The sequence below is a fragment of the Curtobacterium flaccumfaciens genome (assembly GCF_051548005.1).
Classification (GTDB): Bacteria; Actinomycetota; Actinomycetes; order Actinomycetales; family Microbacteriaceae; genus Curtobacterium.
Genome location: NZ_JBPUGH010000006.1, coordinates 23,369 through 48,932, shown reverse-complemented (window position 1 = coordinate 48,932; position 25,564 = coordinate 23,369). Strand labels below are relative to the sequence as shown.

Annotated in this window: 25 protein-coding genes; 15 read left to right on the top strand and 10 right to left on the bottom strand. The window is 72.4% G+C overall.

All coding sequences use genetic code 11. The features are described 5' to 3' along the window. Positions 1–76: 76 nt before the first annotated feature. The 4 genes from arr to ACSW7Y_RS01995 are packed head-to-tail and all read right to left on the bottom strand — an operon-like array spanning position 77 to position 1,959. Positions 77–493 (bottom strand): NAD(+)--rifampin ADP-ribosyltransferase, encoded by a 417-nt coding sequence (gene arr / locus ACSW7Y_RS02010; protein ID WP_438124685.1) that lies wholly within the window; start codon positions 491–493, stop codon positions 77–79. A gap of 2 nt (positions 494–495) precedes the next feature. Beyond that, positions 496–717 carry a hypothetical protein gene (locus ACSW7Y_RS02005; RefSeq protein WP_438124684.1) on the bottom strand — a complete coding sequence of 74 codons (222 nt, stop codon included), beginning with the start codon at positions 715–717 and terminating at the stop codon, positions 496–498. Beyond that, complete coding sequence (locus ACSW7Y_RS02000) at positions 714–1,319, bottom strand: TetR family transcriptional regulator (protein WP_438124683.1); 606 nt, start codon at positions 1,317–1,319, stop codon at positions 714–716. Before ACSW7Y_RS02000 ends, ACSW7Y_RS02005 begins: the two co-directional genes overlap by 4 nt. Before the next feature lie 37 nt (positions 1,320–1,356). After that, complete coding sequence (locus ACSW7Y_RS01995; RefSeq protein WP_438124682.1) at positions 1,357–1,959, bottom strand: NAD(P)H-dependent oxidoreductase; 603 nt, start codon at positions 1,957–1,959, stop codon at positions 1,357–1,359. A 25-nt stretch (positions 1,960–1,984) separates the two neighbouring features. Between ACSW7Y_RS01995 and ACSW7Y_RS01990 the strand changes: the two genes are divergently transcribed. The 10 genes from ACSW7Y_RS01990 (at position 1,985) to ACSW7Y_RS01945 (ending at position 12,205) form a co-directional block, all read left to right on the top strand. Next, the gene (locus ACSW7Y_RS01990) at positions 1,985–2,593 is read left to right on the top strand and encodes a DUF1349 domain-containing protein (protein WP_438124681.1); all 609 of its coding nucleotides are present in this window, start codon (positions 1,985–1,987) and stop codon (positions 2,591–2,593) included. An 84-nt stretch (positions 2,594–2,677) separates the two neighbouring features. Beyond that, a complete protein-coding gene (locus ACSW7Y_RS01985) occupies positions 2,678–4,753 on the top strand; it encodes an ArnT family glycosyltransferase (RefSeq protein ID WP_438124680.1) in 2,076 nt (691 codons plus the stop codon). A gap of 156 nt (positions 4,754–4,909) precedes the next feature. Next, positions 4,910–5,506 (top strand): DUF6703 family protein, encoded by a 597-nt coding sequence (locus ACSW7Y_RS01980; protein ID WP_438124679.1) that lies wholly within the window; start codon positions 4,910–4,912, stop codon positions 5,504–5,506. A gap of 17 nt (positions 5,507–5,523) precedes the next feature. Further along, the gene (gene mobA / locus ACSW7Y_RS01975; RefSeq protein WP_438124678.1) at positions 5,524–6,117 is read left to right on the top strand and encodes a molybdenum cofactor guanylyltransferase; all 594 of its coding nucleotides are present in this window, start codon (positions 5,524–5,526) and stop codon (positions 6,115–6,117) included. A gap of 46 nt (positions 6,118–6,163) precedes the next feature. Then, the gene (locus ACSW7Y_RS01970) at positions 6,164–6,430 is read left to right on the top strand and encodes a DUF6457 domain-containing protein (protein ID WP_438124677.1); all 267 of its coding nucleotides are present in this window, start codon (positions 6,164–6,166) and stop codon (positions 6,428–6,430) included. Next, on the top strand, positions 6,427–7,596 hold the full coding sequence (locus ACSW7Y_RS01965) for a molybdopterin molybdotransferase MoeA (protein ID WP_438124676.1): 1,170 nt from the start codon (positions 6,427–6,429) through the stop codon (positions 7,594–7,596). The genes ACSW7Y_RS01970 and ACSW7Y_RS01965 overlap by 4 nt, the downstream gene beginning before the upstream one ends. A gap of 85 nt (positions 7,597–7,681) precedes the next feature. Beyond that, the gene (gene fdhD, locus ACSW7Y_RS01960; protein ID WP_438124675.1) at positions 7,682–8,563 is read left to right on the top strand and encodes a formate dehydrogenase accessory sulfurtransferase FdhD; all 882 of its coding nucleotides are present in this window, start codon (positions 7,682–7,684) and stop codon (positions 8,561–8,563) included. Then, positions 8,560–10,854 (top strand): FdhF/YdeP family oxidoreductase, encoded by a 2,295-nt coding sequence (locus ACSW7Y_RS01955; RefSeq protein ID WP_438124674.1) that lies wholly within the window; start codon positions 8,560–8,562, stop codon positions 10,852–10,854. Before fdhD ends, ACSW7Y_RS01955 begins: the two co-directional genes overlap by 4 nt. Before the next feature lie 8 nt (positions 10,855–10,862). After that, entirely contained in the window at positions 10,863–11,747 is an 885-nt protein-coding gene (locus ACSW7Y_RS01950; protein ID WP_438124673.1) for an aminoglycoside phosphotransferase family protein, read from the top strand. A 230-nt stretch (positions 11,748–11,977) separates the two neighbouring features. Next, positions 11,978–12,205 carry a PLDc N-terminal domain-containing protein gene (locus ACSW7Y_RS01945; protein WP_438124672.1) on the top strand — a complete coding sequence of 76 codons (228 nt, stop codon included), beginning with the start codon at positions 11,978–11,980 and terminating at the stop codon, positions 12,203–12,205. Positions 12,206–12,218: 13 nt separating this feature from the next. On the opposite strand, the gene ACSW7Y_RS01940 is transcribed toward ACSW7Y_RS01945, so the two are convergent. After that, entirely contained in the window at positions 12,219–12,896 is a 678-nt protein-coding gene (locus tag ACSW7Y_RS01940; protein ID WP_438124671.1) for an HAD family hydrolase, read from the bottom strand. A gap of 2 nt (positions 12,897–12,898) precedes the next feature. Further along, complete coding sequence (locus tag ACSW7Y_RS01935) at positions 12,899–13,504, bottom strand: TetR/AcrR family transcriptional regulator (protein ID WP_438124670.1); 606 nt, start codon at positions 13,502–13,504, stop codon at positions 12,899–12,901. A gap of 62 nt (positions 13,505–13,566) precedes the next feature. On the opposite strand from ACSW7Y_RS01935, the gene ACSW7Y_RS01930 reads away from it, so the two are divergent. After that, a complete protein-coding gene (locus tag ACSW7Y_RS01930; protein WP_438124669.1) occupies positions 13,567–14,211 on the top strand; it encodes an NAD(P)-dependent oxidoreductase in 645 nt (214 codons plus the stop codon). Between the two features lie 112 nt (positions 14,212–14,323). Continuing rightward, entirely contained in the window at positions 14,324–15,091 is a 768-nt protein-coding gene (locus ACSW7Y_RS01925; protein WP_438124668.1) for an SDR family NAD(P)-dependent oxidoreductase, read from the top strand. Positions 15,092–15,338: 247 nt separating this feature from the next. On the opposite strand, the gene ACSW7Y_RS01920 is transcribed toward ACSW7Y_RS01925, so the two are convergent. Then, on the bottom strand, positions 15,339–18,149 hold the full coding sequence (locus tag ACSW7Y_RS01920) for a hypothetical protein (RefSeq protein ID WP_438124667.1): 2,811 nt from the start codon (positions 18,147–18,149) through the stop codon (positions 15,339–15,341). Between the two features lie 300 nt (positions 18,150–18,449). Between ACSW7Y_RS01920 and ACSW7Y_RS01915 the strand changes: the two genes are divergently transcribed. The 3 genes from ACSW7Y_RS01915 to ACSW7Y_RS01905 are packed head-to-tail and all read left to right on the top strand — an operon-like array spanning position 18,450 to position 21,687. After that, the gene (locus ACSW7Y_RS01915) at positions 18,450–19,925 is read left to right on the top strand and encodes a DUF6421 family protein (RefSeq protein WP_438124666.1); all 1,476 of its coding nucleotides are present in this window, start codon (positions 18,450–18,452) and stop codon (positions 19,923–19,925) included. Continuing rightward, the gene (locus ACSW7Y_RS01910; protein ID WP_438124665.1) at positions 19,922–20,617 is read left to right on the top strand and encodes an SDR family NAD(P)-dependent oxidoreductase; all 696 of its coding nucleotides are present in this window, start codon (positions 19,922–19,924) and stop codon (positions 20,615–20,617) included. The genes ACSW7Y_RS01915 and ACSW7Y_RS01910 overlap by 4 nt, the downstream gene beginning before the upstream one ends. Next, the gene (locus tag ACSW7Y_RS01905) at positions 20,614–21,687 is read left to right on the top strand and encodes a threonine aldolase family protein (protein ID WP_438124664.1); all 1,074 of its coding nucleotides are present in this window, start codon (positions 20,614–20,616) and stop codon (positions 21,685–21,687) included. Before ACSW7Y_RS01910 ends, ACSW7Y_RS01905 begins: the two co-directional genes overlap by 4 nt. Before the next feature lie 96 nt (positions 21,688–21,783). On the opposite strand, the gene ACSW7Y_RS01900 is transcribed toward ACSW7Y_RS01905, so the two are convergent. From ACSW7Y_RS01900 to aqpZ, 3 genes are all read right to left on the bottom strand, one after another. After that, positions 21,784–22,371: a hypothetical protein gene (locus tag ACSW7Y_RS01900; protein WP_438124663.1), complete on the bottom strand. Its 588-nt coding sequence runs from the start codon at positions 22,369–22,371 to the stop codon at positions 21,784–21,786. Beyond that, positions 22,368–24,515 carry a hypothetical protein gene (locus tag ACSW7Y_RS01895; RefSeq protein ID WP_438124662.1) on the bottom strand — a complete coding sequence of 716 codons (2,148 nt, stop codon included), beginning with the start codon at positions 24,513–24,515 and terminating at the stop codon, positions 22,368–22,370. The genes ACSW7Y_RS01900 and ACSW7Y_RS01895 overlap by 4 nt, the downstream gene beginning before the upstream one ends. 124 nt (positions 24,516–24,639) lie before the next feature. Beyond that, positions 24,640–25,431 carry an aquaporin Z gene (gene aqpZ, locus ACSW7Y_RS01890; protein WP_438124661.1) on the bottom strand — a complete coding sequence of 264 codons (792 nt, stop codon included), beginning with the start codon at positions 25,429–25,431 and terminating at the stop codon, positions 24,640–24,642. Positions 25,432–25,564 lie beyond the last annotated feature (133 nt).

The window sequence follows — 25,564 nt, the reverse complement described above, 5'->3', positions numbered from 1 at the left end:
GCCCGGCCACCCGGCCACCCGGCGGCCCGGCGGCCCGGCGGCCCGGCGGCCCGGCGGCCCGGCGGCCCGGCGAGCGTCAGTTGATGATCTCGGCGCGGTCCCGCTGCATCGTCGCGAGCCGCTCCCGCCACGTCTCGCGCGCCTCGGACGACAGACGCGTCCAGTCGTGGACCTCCCGCACGACCCGCAACGGCGCGGTCGTGCGGTACGAACGGGTCGGATTGCCCGGGAACTTCTTGTCGGTGACGTTCGGGTCGTCCTCGAAGGCTCCGGTCGGCTCGACCTCGTAGACGTGGGGGTCACCGGCACCGGCGAGCAGCACCGCGACCTCTGCGGCCAGGCCACCGCCGTCGGCGAGCGCCGTGAAGTACACGTGGTTCATGACGACCTCGGGCCGGTAGTTCGACGGCCTGCCCGCGACGAGCAGGTCCCCCTCCCGCAACACCGCGAGGGTGCCGTGGAAGAACGGTCCGGTCTCGTCCGCTGCCGCCACGGTCAGCCCTCGGGCCGGAACACCGCGATCGGTGGGCCGTCGTCACCCGGGTCGTGCTCCTCGTCCGTGGCCACCCAGGTGCGGCCGTCGTGCTCGACCGACTCGGGCAGCTCGCCGCGGACGAGCAGGCGGACGGACGGCTCGTCGCCGTCGACGAGGTCGATGCCGTACGCGTCCGGCTCCTCGGGTCCGGCGGCCGGGTTGTCCCTCACGAACTCGCTCATGCGCCCAGCGAACTCCCACGAGGCCGGGAATCCCCCGACCGTCCGAGCAGCGCCGTCACCGCGTCGACGACGGCCTGCCGACGCCGCTGCGGGGCGACGGCCCGCACGGACCCCTCGGCCTCGGGCGTGGTCTCGGCCCAGAACGCTGCCAGGTGCTCGACCAAGCCGAGCAGCACGGCCGGGCGGAAGGTCCGGGGCAGCGCGCCGGCTCGCTGGGCTGCCTCCACGGTGGCGACGGCGTCCGCTCGCGCGTCCTCGAGCGACTCGACCGGACGACCCTCGAGTCGGTGCCAGGTGAGGAGCCGGGGCACCCACGGCCGACGGGTGTACGCGTCGTGGAGACGGCCGGCGTACCCGGGCAGGTCGTCGACGTCGAGCGGCGCCTCGGCGGCGAGCTCGGTCGCGGTCTGCACGAGGAGCGCCTCGTACAGCCCGTCCTTCCCGCCGAAGTAGTGGAAGAGCTGTGCCTTGTTGCTGTCGGCAGCGGCGGCGATCCGCTCGACCTTCGCCCCGGTGACGCCCTGCGACGAGAACTCGTCGCGGGCCGCGTCGAGGAGTCGCGCGCGGATCGCGTCGGGCGGCGGTGGCGTGAAGCGGGGCATGCACCAACGCTACCGGTGGGCGCGCGACGGGCGACGGTCAGCCCCGGGGCAGCGCTCCCCGAACGGCATCGACCACGGCACGGACGGCGGCGGTCCGCGCATCCAGGTCCTCGGTCTCCGACTCGTGCAGCCAGGCGGTCACGCCTCGACGAGCGCCGCAGTAGTCGACGATGCCGTGCTCGACCTGCGCCGTGAAGGCCCGGTCGTACCCGTGCCGCTCGTACCGCCCCGCGTCGTCACCGGCGATCGGGACGAGGTGCACGGTCAGGTCGCCGAGGAGTCGGACGATGCCGCCGTCCGGCCCGACGCGGAACGCCCAGCCGTTGCCGAACACCCGGTCGACCCACCCCTTGAGCAGCGCCGGGAGCGACCACCAGTACACCGGGAAGACCAGGACGAGGTCACGGACACCGTCCAGCCGCTCCCGCTCGGCCGCCACGTCCGGCGGGGCGTCGTGGCCGGTCCGGTACGTGTGCCGGTCGGCGAGGGTGAAGCGAGGATCGAAGCCCTCCGCGGCGAGGTCGGCGACCGCGACGGGCATCCGTCCGTCGTCCTCGATCGTGGACCGGAGTGCGCGCGCGACCGCGTGGGTCAGCGAGTCGGGATCGGGGTGGGCGGTGACGATGAGCACGGACACCATCCCATCCAACCGGTACCGTGCGAGCGTGACCACCGACGTCCCCGGCCTCCCGCCCCTGCGCTGGACCGGTGCCGAGGGCACCGTCCGCCTCGCCCCCGACACCGGAGCACTGACCCTGGTGTCGACCGCCGGGGTGGACTGGACCAACGACGCGGGCGGCGGGTCGCAGCAGCACGGTGCCACCGCGCTCGCGTTCCCCGCGCCGGCCGGCGACTTCACCCTGTCCGCACGCGTGACCGTGCACGGCGACCGGACGACCTTCGACGCGGGGGCGCTCGCGCTGTGGTCGGACCGCGACCACTGGGCGAAGCTCTGCGACGAGCACTCGCCGCAGGGTCGGGACATGGTCGTCAGCGTCGTCACCGACCACACCTCGGACGACGGCAACGGCCGACTGCTGTCCGGTCCGAGCGTTTTCCTGCGCATCGCCCGGGTGGGTCCGGCCTTCGCCTTCCACGCGTCCGACGACGGCGAGACATGGGACTTCGTCCGGACCTTCCGGCTCGAACCCGGTCCGCAGCCGTTCTCCGTCGGGTTCCTCGCGCAGGCCCCGCTCGGCGACGGCTGCACGGCGACCTTCGACGCGATCAGCTTCGCGACAGCGACCCTCGCCGACCTCCGCGACGGTTCCTGAGAGCGGGCACCGCCTGAACGAACCCGCTGCCGCGCCCGGGCGGATCCCCGGCTGCCTCATCGACGCGAGCAGCACATTGCGGTCATGACCATGTCCGACCGCACCGGCGCACGTCCGGCACGCTGGCTGCACCAACCGCGCCTCCAGCTCGCCGTCCTCGCCGTCATCGTCGTCCTCGGCGCCGTCCTGACGAGCTGGAACCTCGCGCGGGGCGGTGACTCGGACTTCTACGCCGCCGCCGCGCGCTCGATGTCCGAGTCACTGCCCGCGTTCCTCAGCGGCTCGTTCGACCCCGGCGCGACCGTCACGCTCGACAAGCTCGCGGGCTTCGCGGTCCCGCAGGCCGTCAGCGTGCACCTGTTCGGCATGTCCACCGCCGCACTCGCGCTGCCGCAGGTGCTCGAGGGCGCGGTGACGACGGTGGCCGTGTCGGTCGTCGGACTGCGGTGGGCGGGCGCGCGGGTCGGCCTCGTCGCGGCGGCCCTCGCAGCGGCCACACCCATCTTCGTCTCGATGTTCGGTCACCCGATGGAGGACGGACTCCTCACGATGGCGCTCGCCGTCGCGCTGGTCTGGTGGCAGCGGGCCGCGCTCACCGGGCGCTGGTGGCCGCTCGTGCTCGCGGGACTCTTCGTCGGCGTCGGCTTCCAGGCGAAGATGCTCCAGGCGTGGTTGGTCGTCCCGGCGCTCGTCGTCGGCACCGTGGTCGCGCAGGCGGTGCCGGGTGTGCGGTGGCGTCGCATCCTCGGGCACGTCGCGGTGCTCGTCGCGTCCACGCTCGTCGCGAGCCTCGCGTGGACGGTGGTGGTCGAGCTGCTCCCGACCACCGACCACCCGTACGTCGACGGCTCGACGGACGACAGCGTGTTCGCGATGGTGTTCGGCTACAACGGCGTCGACCGGTTCCTGCCGGGCGCCTGGCCGGGCGCCGTCAGCGCACTGGGCGGCGCGTTCGCACGCGCCGGTGCCCACCTGACCCACGAGTTCCGCGGTTTCGGCGGCGGTCCACGCCCGGGAGGGACGACACTGCTGCAGCTCTTCTCACCGCGGTACGCCTCGCAGGTGGGGTGGTCGTGGCCGGCAGCGCTGGCGGGCATCGGCATCGGTGCGGCCCGGTGGTGGCCGGGACGCGCCGGCCGGGAGGCACGACCCGCCTTCGCGACGCTCGTCACCGTCACCGTGTGGCTGGTCACGGCCGTGGTGGTGCTGTCCGTCATGCGGCTTCCGCACACCGCGTACGTCGCCGGCATCGGTGTCCAGCTCGCGGGGCTCGCTGCGGTCGGCTGGTGGGGTGCGACTTCGCTCGTCGACGCAGCGGACCGTCGGCTCCGCGTCGTCCCGGTCGGACTCCTCGTCGTCCAGGGTGGATGGTGGGCGTGGCTCGCGCGGTCGTCCGCGGAGCCGGTGGCGCTCGGTGCGGTGGCGGTCGGGGTGACGATCGTCGCGCTCATCGCGTTGCTCGTGCACTGGGGCGGCGTCTCCGTGCGGACCGGCGCGCGCGGGCGGCGGGCGACGACCGTCCTGCTCGTCGCCGCGGTCGTCGCGGGTCCCGCCTGCTTCTCGTTGCAGGCCCTCGACGCCGCTCGGGTCGGCAGCGGCGGTGACGCGTCGGTGGGGACGGGCAACGGTGCGTTCGCGTTCGGCGACCGCACCCCCGACCGGACGTTCGCGCTCGCCCGGCAGGGGATGGCGGGAGCCGACCGGAGCGTCGCCCCGAGCGCGGCCTTCCGCATCTCGACGCCGGACGTCTGGGGCGGCCACCCGACGCTGACGCCCGCCGAGGCCGCCCTGGTCCGGACCGCCGAGCAGGACGGCGGTGGACGGGACGGGCGGCCGCTGTTCCTGTCCGACTCGTGGCGCATCTCCGCTGACGTCATCGGTGACACCGGACGCGAGGTCCTCACGGACGGCGGGTTCTCCGGTCACGTGCCGGTGTTCACCGTGTCCCAGATCGAGCGCCTCGTCGCGACCGGGGCCGACCGGCTCGTCGTCGTCGCGTCCTCCGCGACGAGCAGCGACCCCGTCGTCCAGGCGACCGACGCGCTCGGGTGCACGACGGTGCGGCACTGGGGTTCGTCGGACGCTGCCGGCCGAGGGTTCGTGACGAGCCACGGCGGCACCGGGGACGAGCCGTCCTTCACCCTCGAGCGCTGCAGCTGACCGCGGAGCCACCACCGGCTGTGCGAGCCGACCGCGAGCGGTCCGGACGTGCGCGCCGGAGCCCTGCCGAGCCTCCCGTCCGCTGCTCGGGGGACGTCGCTCACAGCCGGCCGGGTGCCGGTCGGAGCATGCTGTGGAACGACCCGAGGAGGACCCGTGGACCGGTTCAACCGTCTCCCGCTGCCCGTGCTGCTGCCCGTCATGTTCGTGGTGGTCGGCGGCGCGTACTTCGGCACGGGCTTCCTCTCCGACCCGTCGCGCATCAACGTCGGCGCGAGACTGGTCGGTGCACTCTTCTCCGCCGTCACCACGACCGTCGTGTTCGGCATCATCATCGGCGTCCGACGGCGTCGCGCCGGCGGCGCGGACGCCGTCACGGACATGCAGAAGACCATGCGGACGGGCGTCGTCCCGGACGACGTCGACACTGGCCGGTGGACCTCGGAGCTGGAGCGGTACCGAAAGCAGTGGCTCCGCAACCGGTGGCTCGCACCGGTCGTGTTCGGTCTGTTCTCGGTGCTCAGCATCGTGATGGCCGTCAGCGTCAACCCGGTCTGGCTCCTCTTCGTCGTGGTCTTCCTCGGGTTCCTCGCGTTCAGCACGTGGCAGACGCGGCGCGGACTGCGGAACACCGAACGGGCGCTCGCCGAACTCGGGCGACGTCGTCCCTCGGCGGGTGCTCCGGCCGCGGCGAGCCCCGGCGCCACATGGTCCCTCCCCACGGATCCGGGCGCTCCGGGACACGGCCGCTGACGCGGTACCGTTCGGACGTGTCCGACAGCTCAGACTTCGACGCGGTCCTGCTCGCGGGCGGGCGGGCCGCGCGGCTGGGCGGCATCGACAAGACCGCGCTCGGCCCTGAGGGCTCGACCCTGCTCCACCGAGCCCTCGACGCGTCGGTCGGTGCTCGGCGGACCGTCGTCGTCGGCCTCCGCGACGATGCCAGGGCCCCGGCGGACGTCGTCCTCGTCCGTGAGGACCCACCGTTCGGCGGACCGGTGAGCGGCCTCGCGGCCGCCCTGGACGCGCTCCCGGCGAGCGCCCCGACCACGCTCGTGCTGGCCTGCGACCTGGTGCGGCCCGTGGAGGCGGTCGCGGCACTTCGGGCGGGCTCTGCTCAGGTCGGCTCCTCGTCCAGCGCCGCGGCTGACGGATGGGTCGCGGTGGACGACGACGGCCGGCGCCAACCGCTCCTGGCGCTGTACCGCTCGGCGGCCCTGCGGCGGGCGGTCGCTTCGCTGGGCGAGGTCGACGGTGCGTCACTCCGGCGACTCATCGCGCCGCTCGACATCGTCGAGGTACCGGTGCCCTCGGCGCTGTGCACGGACGTCGACACCCCGGACGACGCTGAGCGGCTCACCTGAACCGACCCGAACACCGCTGTACGACCGGCACTGCTTGACTGGCGGCATGACCACAGACGACGTCCTCGCCGCGTGGAAAGCCGAGCTCGCCGAGGCGCTCGGGCTCCCCGCGGACGCCACCATCGACATCGGTGTCGTGCTCGACCTCGCGCGTGACGCCGCCCACGGGGTCGCCCGTCCGGCGGCGCCGCTCACGACGTTCCTCGTCGGGTACGCGGCAGGGCTCCGCGGCGGGAGCGCCGAGGACCTGTCCGATGCCGTCGACACCGCGACCCGTCTCGCCGCGGCGCGGGCCGAGCAGGGCGGAGCGTGACCCGCGGTCCCGTGCAGTGGACCGATGCCCGGGCGGCGGCGCACGCAGCCGGTGCCGCGCTGTGCGAGCCCGGGGTCCGGGTGGACCTCGTGGCCGGTCTCGGACGGGTGCTCGCGACGGACCTGGCCGCTCCCGGCCCCGTCCCCGGGTACGACGGCGCAGCGATGGACGGCTGGGCGGTCGCGGGCGACGGCCCGTGGTCGCTCGGTGCGGCGATCGTCGCCGGGGCGGCCCCGTCGACCGAGCGGCTCGAGACCGGTCGGGCGCGGCCGATCACGACCGGGGCGCCCGTCCCGCCCGGGACGACGTCCGTCGTGCGCTCGGAGGACGCCGACATCGTGGACGGTCGACTGGTCCGGCACGGTCCGGGCACCCGCCGGCACGTGCGGCCGGCGGGTGAGGAGGTCGCGCTCGGTGAACTGCTCTTCACCGCCGGCACGCCGCTCACCCCGCCGCGGATCGCCCTCGCGGCCGCAGCGGGCGTGGACGACCTCGACGTGGTGCCGTCACCGACCGCCCGGGTCGCCGTCCTCGGGGACGAGATCGTCGCGCGCGGCGTCCCCGAGCCGGGCCGGGTCCGGGACGTGTTCACCATGACGCTCCCCCACGTGCTGCAGGGGTTCGGTGCGTCGCCCGTCGCCGCCGTGCGGGTGCCCGACGACCCGACGGCGACCGAACGACTGCTCGGCGACGCCACCGAACGGCTGGTGGTCACGACGGGCGGGACGGCCGGGTCGTCGACCGACCACGTCCGCGGCGCACTGCAGCGGATCGGCGCGGAGCTCGTCGTCGACCGGGTGGACGTACGACCCGGACGACCGACGATGCTCGCCCGACGGGACCGGACGCTGTTCCTCTGCCTGCCGGGCAACCCCATGGCGGCGATGGTCGGCGCGGTGCTGTTCGGCGGCCCGCTCGTCGCCGGGCTGACCGGCCGCGCCCTCGACGAGCCGGACCGGGTGTCGCTCGCCGTGGACGTGCCGAACGAGCGACGGGGAGCGCTCGTGCTCGCGTACCGGTCGACCCCGGACGGTGCGGTGCCGACCAGCCACCAGTCGTCGGCGATGCTCCGCGGGCTGGCCGAGGCCGACGGGCTGCTGCTGGTCGGGACCGGCGGCGGGTTCGCCGGAGACGTCGTCCCGGCACTCCGTGTGCCGTGGGCGTGACGCGGAGCCCGATCACGGGGCCGAGCCTGGTCGTCAGCCGCACCGAGCACTGGTCGGCGACGGGTACGGGTGGTAGACCCGTCCCATGAACCGGATCACCGCGCGGAAGCGGGTCACCCGCATCACGGTCGCCACGTCACGGTCGGTGCGGGAGGACGTCCTCGCCGTCGAGGAACCGCTCGAGATCCGGGTCGGCGGCTCGTCCCTCGCGATCACGATGCGGACCCCGGGGAACGACGTCGACCTCGCCGCGGGGTTCCTCGTCTCCGAGGGGGTCATCGCCCGCGGTGACGAGTTCCTGGCAGCACGGTACTGCGCGGGCGCGACCGAGGAGGGCCTCAACACGTACAACGTGCTCGACGTCACCCTCGCCCCCGGTGTCCCCGCGCCGGACCCCAGCCTGGAGCGGGCCTTCTACACGACGAGCTCCTGCGGGCTGTGCGGCAAGGCGAGCATCGACGCCGTCCGCACGACCTCGCAGCACGCCGTCCTCCACGACGACCTCGTGCTCGACCCGGAGCTCCTCGCGACGTTCCCCGACCTGCTCCGCGAAGAGCAGGCCGTGTTCGAGAAGACCGGCGGCCTGCACGCTGCCGCGCTCTTCGACGGTCGCACCGGCCGGATGCTCGTGCTCCGCGAGGACGTCGGTCGCCACAACGCGGTCGACAAGGTGATCGGGTGGGCGGTGAAGGAGGACCGGCTGCCCCTGAGCGGCACCGTCCTCATGGTGAGCGGCCGCGCGAGCTTCGAGTTGACACAGAAGGCGTCGATGGCCGGGATCCCGGTGCTCGCCGCGGTCTCCGCACCGTCGTCGCTCGCCGTCGACCTCGCGAAGGAGGTCGGCATCACGATCGTCGGGTTCCTCCGCGGCCAGAGCATGGTCGTGTACAGCCGCCCCGAGCGCATCATCGAACCCGGCACGACCACCGACAGCAGCAGCGACCGAGAGACCGTGAGCGCCCGATGACGAAGCAGCCCCCGACCGACGACGTGACCGACGCCGAGCTCGAGGTCGGCGAACCGAAGGACTGGGCAGCCGGCGTCCCCGGCGTCCTGCACTCGATGGGGCCCGCGCTCGAACAGCTCGGGGCCGCGCGGACCGCCAAGCTGATGCTCGCCCTGAACCAAAAGGGCGGCTTCGACTGCATGAGCTGCGCCTGGCCGGACCCGAACAAGCGCAAGACCGCCGAGTTCTGCGAGAACGGCGGCAAGGCGGTGGTGTGGGAGGCCACCCCGGTCACGGTGCCGCGGACCTTCTGGGCGGAGCACTCCGTCGACGACCTGGCCGACAAGACCGAGTACTGGCTCGGCATGCAGGGGCGGTTGACCGAGCCGGTCTGGAAGCCGGCCGGCAAGGACCACTACGAGCCCGTCAGCTGGGAGCGTGCGTACGAGCTCATCGCGGCGAAGCTGAACGGCCTCGACAGCCCGGACCAGGCGTCGTTCTACACGTCCGGCCGCACCTCGAACGAGGCGGCCTTCGTGTACCAGCTCTTCGTCCGGGCGTTCGGCACGAACAACCTCCCGGACTGCTCGAACATGTGCCACGAGTCGACGAGTCTGGCGATGGCCGAGGTCGTGGGGATCGGCAAGTCCACGATCGCGTACGACGACTTCGAGCAGACCGAACTCATCATCGTCATGGGCCAGAACCCGGGCACGAACCACCCGCGCATGCTCACCGCGCTCGAGGACGCGAAGCAGAACGGCGCCGAGATCGTCGCGGTCAACCCGCTCCCCGAGGCCGGGCTCCGACGGTACAAGAACCCGCAACGCGTCCGCGGGGTGGTCGGGCACGGCACGCAGATCGCCGACCAGTTCCTGCAGATCCGGCTCGGCGGCGACATGGCCCTGCTGCAGGCGCTCGCGAAGCGGGTCGTCCTCGCCGAGCAGGCCGCCCCCGGCACCGTGGTCGACCGGGCGTTCATCGACGAGCACACGAGCGGGTACGACGCGTTCGTCGAGCACATCCTGCAGGTCGACGACGACGAGGTGGTCCGCGCGACCGGTCTGACGCTGAGCGAGATCGACGAACTCGCCGACCGCTACCTGCGCTCGGAACGCACGATCATCACCTGGGCGATGGGCATCACCCAACACACCAAGGCCGTCGACACCATCAAGGAGATCATCAACCTCCTGCTCCTCCGCGGGAACATCGGCAAGCCCGGCGCCGGCGCCTCCCCGATCCGCGGGCACAGCAACGTGCAGGGCGACCGCACGATGGGCATCTGGGAGCAGATGCCGGACACCTTCCTCGACGCCCTGCAGCACGAGTTCCACTTCGATCCGCCCCGCGAGCACGGCGTCGACGCACTGAAGGGCATCCAGGCCATGCAGCGCGGCGACGTGAAGTTCTGGATGGGCATGGGCGGCAACCTCGTCGCCGCGATCTCGGACTCGCAGCTCGCCGAGGCGGCGTTCCGCGGCACCGAGATGACCGTGCAGGTGTCCACGAAGCTGAACCGCTCCCACGCCGTCGTCGGGGACGAGGCCCTCATCCTGCCGACGATGGGCCGGACCGAGGTCGACGTCCAGGCCGCGGGACCGCAGTTCGTCTCCGTGGAGGACACGGTCTGCTCGGTCCACGGCAGCCACGGCCAGGTGCCGCCGGTCGCGCCCGGGCTGCGCTCCGAGGTCGCGATCGTCTGCGAGCTCGCCCGTGCCGTCCTCGGCGACCGGGTGCCGATCGCGTGGGAGGCCATGCGCGACGACTACGGCGTCATCCGCGACCACATCAGCCGCGTCGTACCGGGCTTCGACGACTACTCCCGCCGAGCCGGCAGCAAGGAGGGCTTCGTGCTGCCGAACGGTCCCCGCGACTCGCGGACGTTCGCGACCGAGACCGGCAAGGCGATGCTCACCGTCAACGAGCTCGAGCACGTCGAGCGACCCGAGGGCTCCCTGCTGCTCCAGACCCTGCGCAGCCACGACCAGTACAACACCACCATCTACAGCCTCAACGACCGGTACCGCGGCATCAAGAAGGGGCGGCACGTCGTCTTCGTGAACCCTGATGACCTCGCCGAACTCGGACTCGAGGACGGACAGCACGTCGACGTCACGACGGTCTGGCACGACGACGTCGAACGGGTCCTCCGCGACCAGCGCATCGTCGCCTACCCGAGTGCGAAGGGGTGCGCGGCGGCGTACTTCCCGGAGGCGAACGTGTTGGTGCCGCTCGACAGCGCCGCGAAGGGGAGCAACACCCCGGTGTCGAAGGCCGTCCCGGTCAAGCTGACGCCCGTGGCCGGCTGATCCTGCCCGTGTGGCCGGCGGAGGAGGACTGGCGCCGGTCGGTGCCGGCGCTGCTCACCGCCGCCGTCGAGCGCTGGGGCCTCCGTCCCGGAGCCGTCATCGAGGGCGGCAGCGTCTCGCACGTCCGGGCGGTGACCACCGCGGACGGCACCCCTGCCGTGCTCAAGCTGTCGTTCCCGCACCGTGAGGCGCGGGACGAGGCGGCAGCGCTCGCCTGGTGGGACGGACACGGCGCGGTGCGGCTGCTCGCCAGGGTCCCGGACGACCCGTTCGTGCTCCTCCTGGAGCGGTGCGAGCCCGGAACGCGCCTGGGCGACCGGACGGACCTCGGCGCGGCCGAGCGGCTGACGATCGGCGCCGACGCCGCCGCGCGGCTCTGGGCGGCGGGTGTGCCGGACGACTCCCCGTTCGAACGGCTCGTGGACGTCTGCGACGAGTGGGCGCTCCTCGCCGAGGAGCGGATGCGCACCCTCGCCCCACCGCTCGATCCCGGGGTGGTCCGGCAGGGGGTCGCGCTCCTCCGGGACCTCCCCCGGTCCGCTCCGCGCGAGGTCGTCGTGCACGGTGACCACAACCCGGGCAACGTCCTCGCCGCCGAGCGGGAACCGTGGCTCGTGATCGACCCGAAGCCCATGACGGGCGACCCCGCCTACGACCTGTGCCCGCTGCTCATGCAGGTCGACGACCCGTTCGCGCTGCCCGACCCGGTGACCGCCGTCGTCGAGCGGACGGCCCTCGTCGCCGACCGGACGGGCCTCGATGCGGAGCGGATCCACGCCTGGTCGGTGGCCCGGTTGGTCGAGTCGGCGCTCTGGTACGTCAGCCGCGGCGAGCTGCCGGAGGCGCAGGACAACGCGGCGCGTGCCGCGCGCATCGCCGACCTGCTGGGCTGACGGTCCGCGTCGCCCCCGGCGCACGGCCGGGTCGCACCGGACGGGAGGCTCCCCACCGGCACGGCCTGCCCGCCGCTGGCGCGTCGGTCCGGGACCGGCGGCGTGGGCGCACGTGCGGGCCCGCCTCGCGCCTCCCGTCCGGTCCGTCCAGCGGATGACTACACCGCGCGAGCCGATCCGTAGGGTCGATCCGACGCACCGGGCCACCGGTGCGGAAGGGGGAGGACCACGTGTTCTCAGACGTGTCCGGTGTCCACGCGATCGTGCTGCTGGTGCTGCTCGCGCTCGACGTGCTCGCACTCGTGCAGGTGTGGCGCGACCGTCGGCGCAGCGACGCCGTGAAGATCGTCTGGACGATCGTCATCCTGTTCGTCCCCGTGGTCGGCGTCGTCGGCTGGGCCGTGAACTGGCTGCTCGGCAACGCGGCCGACCGGTTGAACCGGGGCAAGTCAGCCTGAGTCGACCCGTCGTTCAGTCTGCGCCGAGGGCCGTCCGGACCAACGTCTGAAGATCCGGGGCCCCGGGGTCCGCGCGGTCGACGAGCAGCGCGCGCATGCCCGCTCGTCGGGCACCCCGGACGTCCTTCTCGGGGTCGTCCCCGACGAAGAGGCACGACTCCGGATCGACCACGAGCCGCTCGGCGAGGAGCCTGAACGCCCGTGGGTCGGGCTTCTGCACGCCGATCCGTTCCGAGACGCACACCGCGTCGAAGGCGTCCGTGAGCCCCGTGACGGTCAGCTTGTCGAGCTGCTGCGCCTCGGAGCCGTTGGTCAAGAGCCCGAGCCGGTACCCGCGATCCCGCAGCGACCGCAGCAGCGGCAGGACGTCCGGGAAGACCCGCCAGGCCTCCCGGTACGCGGCGAGGTAGGCACCGAAGAGCGCGTCGAGTCCCGCGTCGTCGGTCGGCACCGCGATCCCGAGCGGTGGGAGGACGGTCCGGAGCCGCTCCCGCCGCTGCTCCGGGAAGTCGATCTCGCCCGTCCGCCACCGTTCGTACTGCACGTCCTCGGCCCGGGACCACTCCGCGAGGACCGCCTCGTCGACGTCGACACCGAGGTCGCCGAGGAACCGCCGGGCGCCGGCGCGGGCCGCCCCTCGATGATCGAACAGGGTGTCGTCGAGGTCGAAGCAGACCGCTGCGGACCGCACGGTCAGTCCACGGTGACGGCCCGCGCGCGGAGGTCCGACGCGAGCATCATCTCGGTCGCCGCGTCGATCAGGCCGTCGGCGTCCGCACGCGCGATCCGGCGTGACGCGACGAGCGCGGCGATGCCCTGCATGGTGGCGGCGAAGAGCATCTTGAACGAGGTCCGCGAGGGCTCGTCGACGCCGTCGTCCGGTCGGGGTCCCATGGCGCCGTCGAGCACCGTGAACAGGGTCGCTGCGGACTCCCCCGCCGGCCCGACACCCGCGCCGGACTTGGCCTGGAACATCAGCTCCATCAGCGCGGCGTCGTCGATCGCGAAGTCGACGTACGCGTGCGCGACCGCCCGGAAGCGAGCCGCGAGGTCCGGACCGGACGCGGCGAGCGCGCGGCGCACCGCCGCGGTGAGCCGCTCGAAGCCCGTCACCGCGAGGGCGTCGAGGAGTGCCTGGCGGTCGACGAAGTGGCTGCGGGGGGCGCCGTGGCTCACACCGGCTCGTCGGGCGAGGTCGCGTAGGGACAGCCCGTCGACACCCGTTTCGCGGAGCACGGCGACGGCCTCGTCGAGCAGCACCGCTCGGAGGTTGCCGTGGTGGAAGGGCCGTTCGGACACAGGACCATCCTAATCCCGAACTAGACGTTGCCTATTTTCTAGTCAGTGCCTAGATTGGGTGCATGCAGATCCTCGTGTTCGGTGCGACCGGTCAGACCGGCCAGCACTTCGTCCGCCTCGCCCTCGCCGCGGGGCACGCCGTCCGGGCCGTCGCCCGGACGCCGTCCAAGCTCGCGATCACCCACGACGCCCTCGACGTCGTGCAGGGTTCGATCACGGACCCGCTCGACCTCGACTCCCTGCTCGACGGCATCGACGCCGTGGTGGCGATGCTCGGAGACCGGCAGACCCAGGAGACCCGGATGATCAACACCGAGTTCGTCCAGCGCCTCGTACCCGCCATGCGTCGGCACGGCGTCCAGCGGTTCCTGTACCAGGCCGGCGGCCTCAGCGCGAAGCCCGGGAAGCGTCTTCCGCTCGCGCTCCGGATCGTCCGCCGGACCATCGCGAAGAGCTACGACGGCCAGCACCGGGACAACGAGGCCGTCATGCGGTTCCTCGACGCCGAGGCCCGCGACCTCCGGTGGGTCGTGCACCGCGCGGGCATCGGGTCGGACGGGCCGTCGAGGGGGCGGCTGCGCCGGTCCTCGTGGTGGATCAGCATCGGGACGTTCGTCGACTGCGCCGAGTACTCGCTCCGGCTCCTCGGCGACGACGACGCGGTGCACACGTGCGACGGCAGCGCGTACGCCCGTGGGCGTCGTTGACCGCGCCGCCGCTCGAGCCGCGCGGGTGCGAGGAAGCTCAGGCGTTCGCCGCCGACGGCCAGGTCAGGCGAGCAGCGTCGACGGCGAACCCGCTCACCACACAGGAGGAACCATGCTGCTCGAGGGCAAGACCATCGTCGTCACCGGAGGCAACAGCGGGATCGGTGAGCAGATCTGCCTGGCCGCCGCCGCGGAGGGTGCCAACATCGTCATCGACTACGTCGCGCACGCGGACGCGACCGAGTCCCTGATCGAACGGATCGAACGCGCTGGCGGCAAGGCGGTCGGTGTCGATGCCGACATCACGAAGTCGGACGACCTGCACGCGATGGTGCAGAAGGCCGTCGACACGTACGGCTCCCTCGACGTGCTCGTGAACAACGCGGGCACGGAGGACCGGAAGTCGCTCCTCGAGGAGACCGAGGAGGGCTACGACAAGGTGATGGCGGTGAACATGAAGAGCGCGTTCTTCGGCACGCAAGCCGCCGCGAAGCAGTTCATCGCCCAGGGCACCGGCGGACTCGTCCTGAACATCTCGAGCGTGCACGAGGACTGGCCCATGCCCGGGAACCTCGCGTACTGCGTCTCGAAGGGCGGGATGCGGATGCTCGCCCGCAGCGGCGGCGTGGAGCTCGGTCCGCACGGCGTGCGCATCGTCAACATCGCGCCCGGAGCCGTGGAGACTCCGATCAACGCTTCGACCGAGTCCGACCCGGAGAAGCTCAAGCAGCTCGACGACGCCATCCCCCTCGGACGGCTCGCGAAGCCGCACGAGATCGCGGAGGTCGTGGTGTTCCTGGCATCCGGACGAGCCGCCTACATGACGAGCACCACGGTCACGATCGACGGCGGCATCTCGCAGGGCAGCGTCGGACTCTGACCGACACCGGCTCCGACTCGTCCGGAGCTTCCGTGCCGATGAGTTGCGACGCGACCTACCGTCTGACGACCTCGCCCGAGCCGACTCGGGCCCGTCAAGGCGACGCTGTCGGACGACCCGGCCGTGCGCGACAGCCGCGTCGCGACCGCACTGGCGGGCTGAGCCCACCGGACGTCGAGCCGACAGCACACCGGCCGGGAGGCGCGGTGCGGGGCCGCCCCGCGCCTCCCGTCCGCTGTCGGCCGTGTCAGCGCCGCACGGTGAAGCTGCCGGAGGCCTTCCGTGCCGATCCGTAGCCGACCGCACTGACCCGGTGCGGCCCCGCGGACGGTGCCTTCGCGACCCGGAGCGAAGCGGTGCCCCGTGCGTCCGCCGTCACCCGGACGACCCCGCCGCTGTCGATGCGCACGGCGACCGACTCGCCCGCCCGGAAGCCCGTGCTCCGGAACACCGTCGGACGTCCCTGCTGCGGCTGCGTCGGGCTCACGGTCACCGTTCCGCTGCCGGCGGTCGCCTCGGCGCACGCATCGCCGGCCACACCGACGGGCGGCGCGGACGGCCGGGTCTTCCCGCCCACCCGCACGCCGTCGTCCTCCCGCAGCGTGAGGACTCCGATCCCGTCCCCGAGGACGGCACCGCCCTGCGTCAGGCTGACCGACATCGGCCAGGTCGTCGTCGGCGACTCCGAGGTGTGCCGGTCGCCGACCTTCGGGACGACGACGGCGTGGCAGACCTCACCGGGACGGAACACCACGGTCTGCACGATCGAGGGGACGGCGCCGTCGTACGAGTCGAGGTCGAACGCGACCGTCGCCGTCTGCTCGGCCGGACGCGACAGCACGACGGCGACGCGGGTCGACCCGCGGCCGGCACCCTCGTCGACGAACCGGTCGGCGATGCGGACCGTCGGACGGTCGACCACCCGGGGCGTCCCGAGTGACGAGGACCGCACGGCGGCGAGGTCGCTGAGCAGCAGCCCGGTCTTCCCCTTCGGGACGACGATCGCCACCTGGCGGACCGACGAGGTGTCGACACCGGCGAACGACGCGAGCGGTACCCGCGCCTCCTGGAGCAGGGTCTTCCGCGGGACCGACGAGGACCCGGGCAGCAGTGCGCCGGCACGGCTGACGTCGGACAGGCGGACGCTCGCCGTGGCACCGGTCGCATCGGTGACCCGGAGCGAGACGTCCGCTGCCGTGGTCGCACCGTCGTCCGGTGTGAGGCGGAGCGACAACGCCGCGTACGACGACAGGTCCCCCTCGGCGGGGTCGACCGCGACACGGACCTCGCCGCCGGTCGCGGTGCCGGTCGGCGTGACGTGCAGGGCGGGGGTCGCGGTGACGGACGGAGCGAGCCAGGCCGGCACGTAGTCCGGGGCGATGGTGGCGCCGGAGACGCAGGTCGGCAGCGATGCCGGGACCGCGGTGCCGTCGGAGCTCGCGCAGGTCGTCCCGCGCAGTGCACCCGTGGTCGTCACGGCGGCCGTGGCCTGGGTGAAGGGGGCGAGGTCGCGGCGCGCGCTGCCGGGGAGCGACGCGGTCACGCGGAGGTCGGCCTTCCCGAGCGCGGACGGCACGCGGCCGGTGCCGTCGAACGATGGCAGGAACTGCTGCTCGCCACCGAGTGTCAGGCGGAAGAAGCCGCTGACGAGGCTCGTGCCGACGGCGTACTGCGCCGACGACGACAGCCGGGTCGTGCCCTTCGCCTTCGCGCCGCACACCGGGTCGGTGTCGTCCCACCAGTCGTCGGACGAGGCCTTCGGGTAGGTGGCGGGGGTCCACACGCTGTTGAAGAAGTTGTGGTTCGCGCCCATCACGAGCACCGACGAGCGGAGCACGTCGTCGCCGTACGCCGTCCGGGAGTCGTCGAAGAAGTGCTGGCCCTGCAGGTCGGACACGTCGCCGTCGCAGTACGGGAGCACCACGGCGGTGTCGACGTCCGGCAGGGTCGTCCGGCCGAAGTCCGTCGGAGCGAGCGGCATGACCGACACGATGCCGAACGGCTGCTTCCGCTGGGCGTTGAGCAGCGCCGCGCGGACGACGCCGTCGCCGCCGCGGGAGTGCCCCATGAGCCCGACGTGCTGCAGGTCGAGCTTGCCGACGAGCTCCGCCGACAGGCGCGGCTCGGCCCCGGCGTCCGCGCGCTGGAGCAGCGCGAGGTGGTCGAGGACGAGTTGACCACGCGCGAGCGCCCCGCCGTCGTCGGCGTACGTGCCGTCGAGGGCGTTGATCGCGTTCGCCGAGATCGACACGACGACGACGCCGTTGCTGGCGAGGGCCTGCGCCGCCGCGGTGTAGCCGAGGGAGCTCGGGATGACGGTCTGGTTCTTCCCGCAGGGCCAGCCGGTCTTCGAGGGGGTCCCGCCGGAGCACGCCTCGTGCCGACCGTGCAGGAACACCGCGACGGGGCGCTTCCCCGGGGCGTTCGACGGCAGCCACACGGCCGCGCGCATCTCGCCCTTGCGCCCGGCGAACCCGCGGATCGTCTCGGCCTGGTCCCCGAGGTCGTAGTCGGCGCGGACGACGGAGTACGGCCCCGCGGCGGCGGGGTCGGAGTCGAGCGGCGCCGGGGTCTCCCGCGGACCGGCCTGCGGCTTCGCCTGCACCTGTGGTGAGGAGCCGCTCGGCCGCTGCACGCCGCCGGTCGAGCCGAGCACGACGCTCGTGGCGTCCGCCACGGACGGGTCCGTCGTCGTGACGGTGAGGGTGCGCTGGTCGAGGCTCGTCGTTGCGATGCCGATGTCGGTGCCGTCGACCACGAGCGTCGGGGCGGCGGCGCGGACGGGCAGCGGTTCGTCGAGGGTCAGGGTGACGGTGTACCCACCGTCGGTCGGGGTCACCGTCCAGCCGGGCCCGGTCGCGACGGGCGCGGTCCCGTCGCCCGTCGCGGCCGACCCCACCGGAGCGGCTGTCGTGCCGTCCGACGGGGCGGCGACCGCTGGCAGCGCGACGAGGCTCCCGGCGAGGGCGAACGCCGTGACCAGGGCCGCGGCGGCGAGGTGCGCGCGACCCGAGCGACGGTGCCGGCGAGGGCTGTGCTGGCGGTGGTGACGGTCCATGTCGGGGTACCCCTGTCTGCGAGCGCAGGCCCCGGGCGGCACGCGGTCGACGTCACCGTAGCGAGACCGGTCGGCCAGCCGGATCATCCCGCAGGATGACCGTCCCGGACGGGGGTCAGGAGCGCTCCGCGAACGATGTCGTGCGTGCCGCGCTCGGTTCCGAGCGTGCGTCCCACCAGCGCGCAGGAAAGCGCCGGAAAGTGGCAAGAATGCCGCTCGCGGTCCTCATTAGGATTCCGTCAGGACCGCCGATCGAGGCGGTCCGGCCATGCACGACGGCCCGATGACGGGAGGTTCGAGATGTCGCAGTTCGTCCAGAGGTTCACCCAGGACGCCATCATCGGAGAGCCCGAGGTCGTCGAGGACCGGCCCGTGGTGGAGCACCACCGCGTGCGCGAGGTCGCGGACCACCCGGCGTGGCTCCGGCTCAAGGACGCCGTCGTCGCACTCCAGGACCTGCAGGCCGCGGACGGCTCCGTCCCCGAGCGCTCGGACCACGCCGCCGCGTCCGAGCTGCTGGCCGTGGTGGTCCCCGCGATCGCCGAGCTCGCCCCCGCCTTCCCGCACGACGCTGAGTACCTCGACCTGCTCGGACGGGACTTCGCGGCGTGGGAGGCCCAGGGCTTCGGCGTCCCGGACTTCCTCGACTCGCTGAACGCGTTCCAGCCGCAGCAGCACCGTGTCGACGGCCTCGGGCACCTCGTCGTGTTCCCGATGTACACGCAGAACGGCAGCAGCTCGCGCTTCGTCGAGGCCCTGCTCGTCGAGGTCATCTGGCCGGACTTCATCGCCGAGCTCGAGGCCGGCGACTACGGCAACAAGCTCTTCGTGGCGCTCCGCTTCGTCGACTTCACCCCCGGGTACGACACGAACTCCGCCGTGCTCTTCCCCGAGACCGTCTCGATGCGCGAGGTGCCGGCGTTCACCTGGGGCGCGATCTTCCAGGACCGCGAGGCCGCCCGCTACCGCCGGGTCGTCCGTGCCGCCGCCGAGATCACGAAGCTCGACCTGCCCGAGGACGCAGCGGCGATGCTCGACGACCAGGAGCTCACCGAGCGGGTCTTCGTGATGTGGGACATCATCCACGACCGCTCGCACATGCGCGGCGACCTGCCGTTCGACCCGTTCATGATCAAGCAGCGCATGCCGTTCTTCCTGTACTCGCTCGAGGAGCTGCGCTGCGACCTCACGGCGTTCCGCGAATCCGTGTCCCTGCAGCGATCGCTGTCCGAGGTGCCGGACGCCGAGCTGTCGGACGCTCAGCGCGCGATCCGCGACCACGCGAAGCTCGTGCAGTACGCGGTGCTCTTCGACCGGGTCTTCCGCTTCGCGATCACGGGCAGCCGCGTGCGCAACTACGACGGACTCGGCGGGCAGCTCCTCTTCGCGTGGCTGCACCAGCACGGCGTCCTGCACTGGACCGACACCCAGCTGACGATCGACTGGGACGCCGTCCCCGACGTGGTCATCGCGCTGGGCGACCAGATCAACGAGCTCTACTGGCGCTCGATCGACCGCCCGAAGTCGGCGCACTGGCTCGCCGCCTACGAGATGCTCACGCAGACCCTCACGCCGCACCCCGCCTCGACGTGGGCGAAGGGGCTGCCGCAGGAGACGCTCGCCGGGCCACCGAAGGGCTACACGGACGCCGTCCTCGACGACGAGTTCCCGCTGTCGATGTTCTACGAGGCCCTCAACAAGAAGATGGCGACCGTCATCCAGTCCACCGCGGGCATCACGGGGACGACCGACGACGCCCCGGCTGCCGCCGCGTGAGCGGCGGCGCACTCGCCGGCCGCACGGTGCTGGTCGCGGGAGCGACCAGCACCAGCGGCGCGGCCGTGTCGCGAGCACTGGTCGCCGCGGGTGCGGCGGTCGTCGCCGTCGGTGCCCGGGAAGACGGCCTGGAGGCACTGCGCGCGTCCGTCCCGCAGGTCACGACCCAGCGGTGCGACCTGGCGGACCGCAGCGCGGTCGACGGACTGGTGTCGCGCCTCCAGGCCGACGACACGCACGTCGACGGTCTCGTGCACCTCGTCGGCGGGTGGCGGGGTGGCGGCGGTCTCGCCGGGCAGTCCGACGAGGACTGGGACTTCTTCGACCGCGGCTTCCGCACGCTCCGGAACACGACCCGTGCCCTGTACGACGACCTCGTGGCCTCGCCCGCCGGGCGCCTCGCCGTCGTGTCGTCGACGAGTGTCGAGTCCCCCACCGCCGGAGGTGCGAACTACGCCGCGGCCAAGGCGGCCGCCGACGCCTGGACCCGGGCCGTCGCCCAGGGCTTCCGGAAGGACGCCCCGGCCACCGCTGCCGCGACCGTCTTCGTCGTCAAGGCGCTCGACGGGCTGGAAGCACGCCTCGGGGACGAGGTCGTCCGACTCTGGGACGCCGAGCCGGCCGCGGTGAACGGCGTCCGGATCCCCCTGGCGCCCGAGCCCTCCGCCACCGAACCTAGGATCGACGCGTGACCCTCCGACTCCACGACCTCGACCTCCGCGGCTTCGCCTCCGACAACTACGCCGGCATCCACCCGGAGGTCCTCGACGCCATCGCCGCGGCGAACCAGGGCCACCAGATCGCCTACGGCGAGGACGTCTACACGGCACGGCTGCAGGAGGTCTTCACCGAGCACTTCGGCGAGCAGGCGCAGGCGTTCCCGGTCTTCAACGGCACCGGAGCGAACGTCGTCGGGCTGCAGTCGATGCTCCCGCGGTGGGGTGCCGTCGTGTGCACCGCGACCGCGCACATCCACACCGACGAGGCCGGTGCGCCCGAGAAGGTCGGCGGCATCAAGCTCCTGCCGGTCGCGACGCCGGACGGCAAGCTCACACCGGAACTGATCGACCGCGAGGCCTGGGGTTGGGGCGACGAGCACCGTGCCCAGCCGCTCGTCGTCTCGATCACCCAGACCACCGAACTCGGCACCGCCTACACCGTCGACGAGGTCCGCGCGATCGCTGACCACGTGCACGGCCTCGGCATGAAGCTGCACATGGACGGTGCCCGGATCTCGAACGCCGCCGCCACGCTCGACGTTCCCCTGCGTGCCTTCACCACCGACGCCGGAGTCGACGTGCTGAGCTTCGGCGGCACGAAGAACGGCCTCCTCTACGGCGAGGCCGTCGTCGTGCTGAACCCCTCGGCGTCGGAGGGGCTGCACTACCTCCGCAAGCTCAACATGCAGCTCTCGTCGAAGATGCGGTTCGTGTCGGCGCAGCTCATCGCCCTGCTCACCGACGACCTCTACCTCCGCTCGGCCCGGCACGCCAACGCCATGGCTGCTCGGCTCCGCGGCGCGCTCGAGGGAGGCATCGCTGACGGCAGCATCCAGGGCGTCGGGTTCAGCCAGGAGACCCAGGCGAACGGGGTGTTCGCGACACTGCCGGCGGGCGTGGCCGACCGGCTCCGCGAGCACTTCCGGTTCTACGACTGGGACGCCAGCCGGAACGAGGTGCGGTGGATGTGCTCGTTCGACACCTCGGAGCAGGACATCGACGACTTCGTGGCGGCGCTGACGCGGGAGCTCGCCGCGGTCTGAAACGATCGTCGTGGAGTGGTGACCGGACGACGGACGGGAGGCACGTGGCGGAGCCGCCCCGTGCCTCCCGTTCGTCGGTCGGTCGCGTCAGCGACCTCAGTCGTTCTCGACCTCGAAGTCCCACTCGGCGAGGGTCTTCCCGCCGCCGGGCGCCCAGCGCAGCACACCCTCGCCGACCTTCATGACGGTGCGGACCTCGAACGTCGTGCGTTGCCCGGGACGGAGCACGCTCGACGGTGTGCCCTTCCCCGGGACCGGGGACAGCCGGTAGGCGTTCCCGAGCTGGTCCGTCGTCGTCAGGTCGGTCAGGGAGACCGGCACGCTGCCGGAGGCGTCCCGCAACGACACCGTCCACGTGCAGGTCGTCGTCTCGCCCTGGTACGGCAGCCCCTCACCGGGCACGACCGGACCGGTGACGGTGGCGAGCACCGTCGCGCCCCCGTGCAGGTGGACGCGGACCGCGTCCCCCTCGGAGGTCAGGGCCGGCCGGGCCGCGGTGCCGTCGAGCACCTCGTCGGTGGTCGACGAGATCCCCGCGAGGTAGGACGGCATGCCGCCGTAGGTGTCCTCGGCCCTCGGCTCGGCGTGCGGAGACGACGAGCAGCCGACGAGTGTGCCCGCGAGGACGACCACCCCGACCACAGCGGTGGTGAGCGAGGCGGTCGTCCGGAACACCCTGGTCACCGGTGGTGCCTCGGCGACGCGTTGTTGAACACGTCGGGCCCGTACGGCTCGAGCCCGGCCTGACCCGCGTACCCGAGGTGTCCGCGACCGTCGACGCCGTCGGAGACGGTGCCGCCGGGCAGCCGCTGGTGGTCGTCCCCTCGGCTCACCCCGAACAGGTCCTCCATCGTCCGCAACCAGCTGTAGTGGTTGTAGTACGTCGTGGACACGGTGCCGGGCTTGATGAGCGGGCTGATGAGCACACTGCCGGTGTCGCCGCCGCCGGGGGTGGCATCGGTGGCGTCGTACAGCGGGTCGGCGGTCTGTCCGGTGCTGAGGAACCCGGGCGCCCCTTCGGCGCTGAGCGTGAGGCTCGTGACCGGGCCGGTCGGCGTGACGGGGTTGCCCGAAGCGTCGAGGAGCTGGAACGAGCCGTTGACGACCGAGCCCGAGGAGGTCGTCGGGAACTGCGGACCGGTGTCGCTGACCGCACCGACGAAGGTGTCGGCGGGGATCGGGCTGATGCCACCCGGACCGGTCGTGTCGGTCGTGTCGGTCACGCCGCGGCCGGTGTCGGTCGCGACGATCGACTGGTCGCTGACGTAGCTCGACGCGGTGTTCGCGGCGACGGCGTCGGTGCGCGCTCCGGGAGTGTTGCCGGAGCCACCGCGGACGATGCCGGGCACGCAGTTCGCGGGCACGAGCGTCGGCGAGGTCTGCGTGCACACCGGCGGACGGTCGATGAAGGCGTTGTCGCCGGGGCCCGGGTAGAGCTGGTTGCCCTTCGCGTCCTTGCCGAGCGTCGAGTTCGGGCCGGTGGGCTCGTAGGCGACGTTCTTGCCGTTGATGTTCTCTCCGGCGCGGTCGGCCGCGATCCCGGAAGATGCATCGGGCTTGTCCGACAGGGTCGGGCCGTAGTGGTTCGCGTTGTTGAAGCTGTTGCCGGTGTAGGTGAAGGGCGGGTTCGCCTCGTCGAACGTGATGTCGATGAGGCCGCCGTCCTTGAACGCGGCCGAGCGCTCGATCATCGGGACGTAGTACTTGAGGAAGAGGTCCGAGGCGTAGAGACCACCGGTGTGGTTCTTCGGGGTGGTCGACTCCGGCGCCGGGGTGCCCGACTGGTAGACCGGCTGCCCGCTGCTCGTGAACGACCCCGAGAGGTTGTTCCCCTTGCAGACGGCGTCGTGTGCATCGCTGCAGTTGTTCGGCGTGATCCAGCTGAACGCCGGGGTGGTCTTCTCGTGCTGCAGGTCGCGGAACAGGCCGTTCGACGACGAGTCGAGGTTCGCGATGTGCGCCGCGTCGCAGTCGGTACCGCCCTGGGCTGGCGTGGTGAGCGACTTCGCCGCCGATCCGTGGGCCCCGGCAGTGCCCGTGAGCCCCTCGAACCACGGGAACGGGAAGTGCTTCGCGACGTACTGGTCGTTCGCCTGGGCGCCGGTGAAGCTCGTCACGCCCGTGGGTGCGGGGTGGTCTGCCGTCGGGGTCAGGTAGGTCGGGTTCGTCTTGGGGTTGTTCGCGGCCGTCCCGGGGGCACCGCAGACACCGTCCTCACGACCGGGCTGGTTCCCGAGGTCCTGCGCGTAGCCCTTCCACGTCTTGTGTGCGGCGTCGAGCTGGTTGAAGAGGGTGGGCGTGGCGTGCGGGTACGTGCAGCCGTTCGACCCGTCGGGAGCGTTGGCGCCGCTCGGCTGCGAGGCGTTCGCCAGCGATCGCACCTGCCCCGCGTCCTTCCCGGAGCGGATGATGCTCCGGTCGGATCCGAACCGGGTGTTCACGACGTTGCAGTCGGCCTGGGTGTCGGCCTGCGGTGCCTGGCCGGCCACCATGGAGAGGTAGTTGTCCATGCTGTAGTGGCCGGTGCCGTAGGAGTTCTTCAGCAGCACCCCCTGCGCCGGCAGGGTCTTCCAGAGGTAGCTGTTCTGGTTGAGGCCCGTGAAGGTCGCGTCGTACGACTTGTTCTCGAGGATGATCAACCAGACGTGCTTCACCTGCCCGGGACGCAGCCCGGTCGAGGTGATCGTGGTCCCGCGCTGCGCCGTGCTGGCATCGGCTGCGGAGGCGTTGGTGGTCGCGACACCCGCGAACGCGGCGGCGAAGATGCCTGCCGCTGCGACGAACGCTGCGGTGCGCCGTCGACCCTTGGTCCTACCGAAGAGCTTCATGTGGGAAGTCTCGCCCCGTGATCGCCCCCGCTCGGGGGACGGCAGGTGAACGAGTCGTGAGGGACCGCACAGCGTGCAGTCCCTCACGCGGCTGGTGCGCAGCGTCGCCGCACCAGGCGTCCCGTCAGCTGGTCAGACGCTTCCGGCCGGCGACCCGGACGACCAGTCCGGCGACGACCCCTCCGAGGATCGGCGCGACGATGAAGACCCAGAGCTGCGCGAGCGGAGTGGCCCCGCCGTAGACGGCCGCGGCGATGGATCGCGCCGGGTTCACCGAGGTGTTGCTCACCGGGATGCTCACGAGGTGGATCAGGGTGAGCGTCAGCCCGATCCCGAGCGGCGCGACGGCCTGGTACTCCTTCTTCGCGGTGATCGAGAGGATCACCGCGATGAACACACCGGTCAGGACCGCCTCGGTCAGGAACACCGAGCCGAGACCGAACCCGCTCGGGCTGGCGTCCCCGTAGCCGTTCGAGGCGAAGCCGCCCTCGCGGGCTGCAGCGAAGGCACCGGGCTTGCCGCTGAGGACCGCCGCGATGATGCTCGTGGCGACGAGACCGCCGACGACCTGGGACACGATGTACCCGGCGACGTGCTTGGCGTCCGTGCGACCGGCGGCGAGGAGCCCGAGCGTCACGGCCGGGTTGAAGTGCCCACCGGAGATGTGCCCGACGGCGGAGATGCCCGCGACGAGGGTGAGGCCGAACGCGAGCGCGACGCCGAGGTAGCCGACGCCCTGCTGGTTGTCGGTCGCGCTCGGGACGTTGGCGGCGAAGAGGGCGGTGCCGACACCGCCGAGCACGAGCAGGAAGGTGCCGAAGAACTCGGACGCGTAGCGCGCGAGCGGCGACCAGGTGGCCGCGTCCTCTCGGCGCTGCTCGGAGGTGGACGCACTGACGGGGTGTTGCTTGGCCATGGGGGTCTCCTCATGAAGCACGGCAGGACGCTGCTGCGTCCTGCCGTCGGGGTTGATCGGGTGGGGAGCACGCCGGACCGGCCGGGAGGCGCGGTGCGCCTCCCGGGGTCTGGTTGCGTGTGGTGGGTGCTTG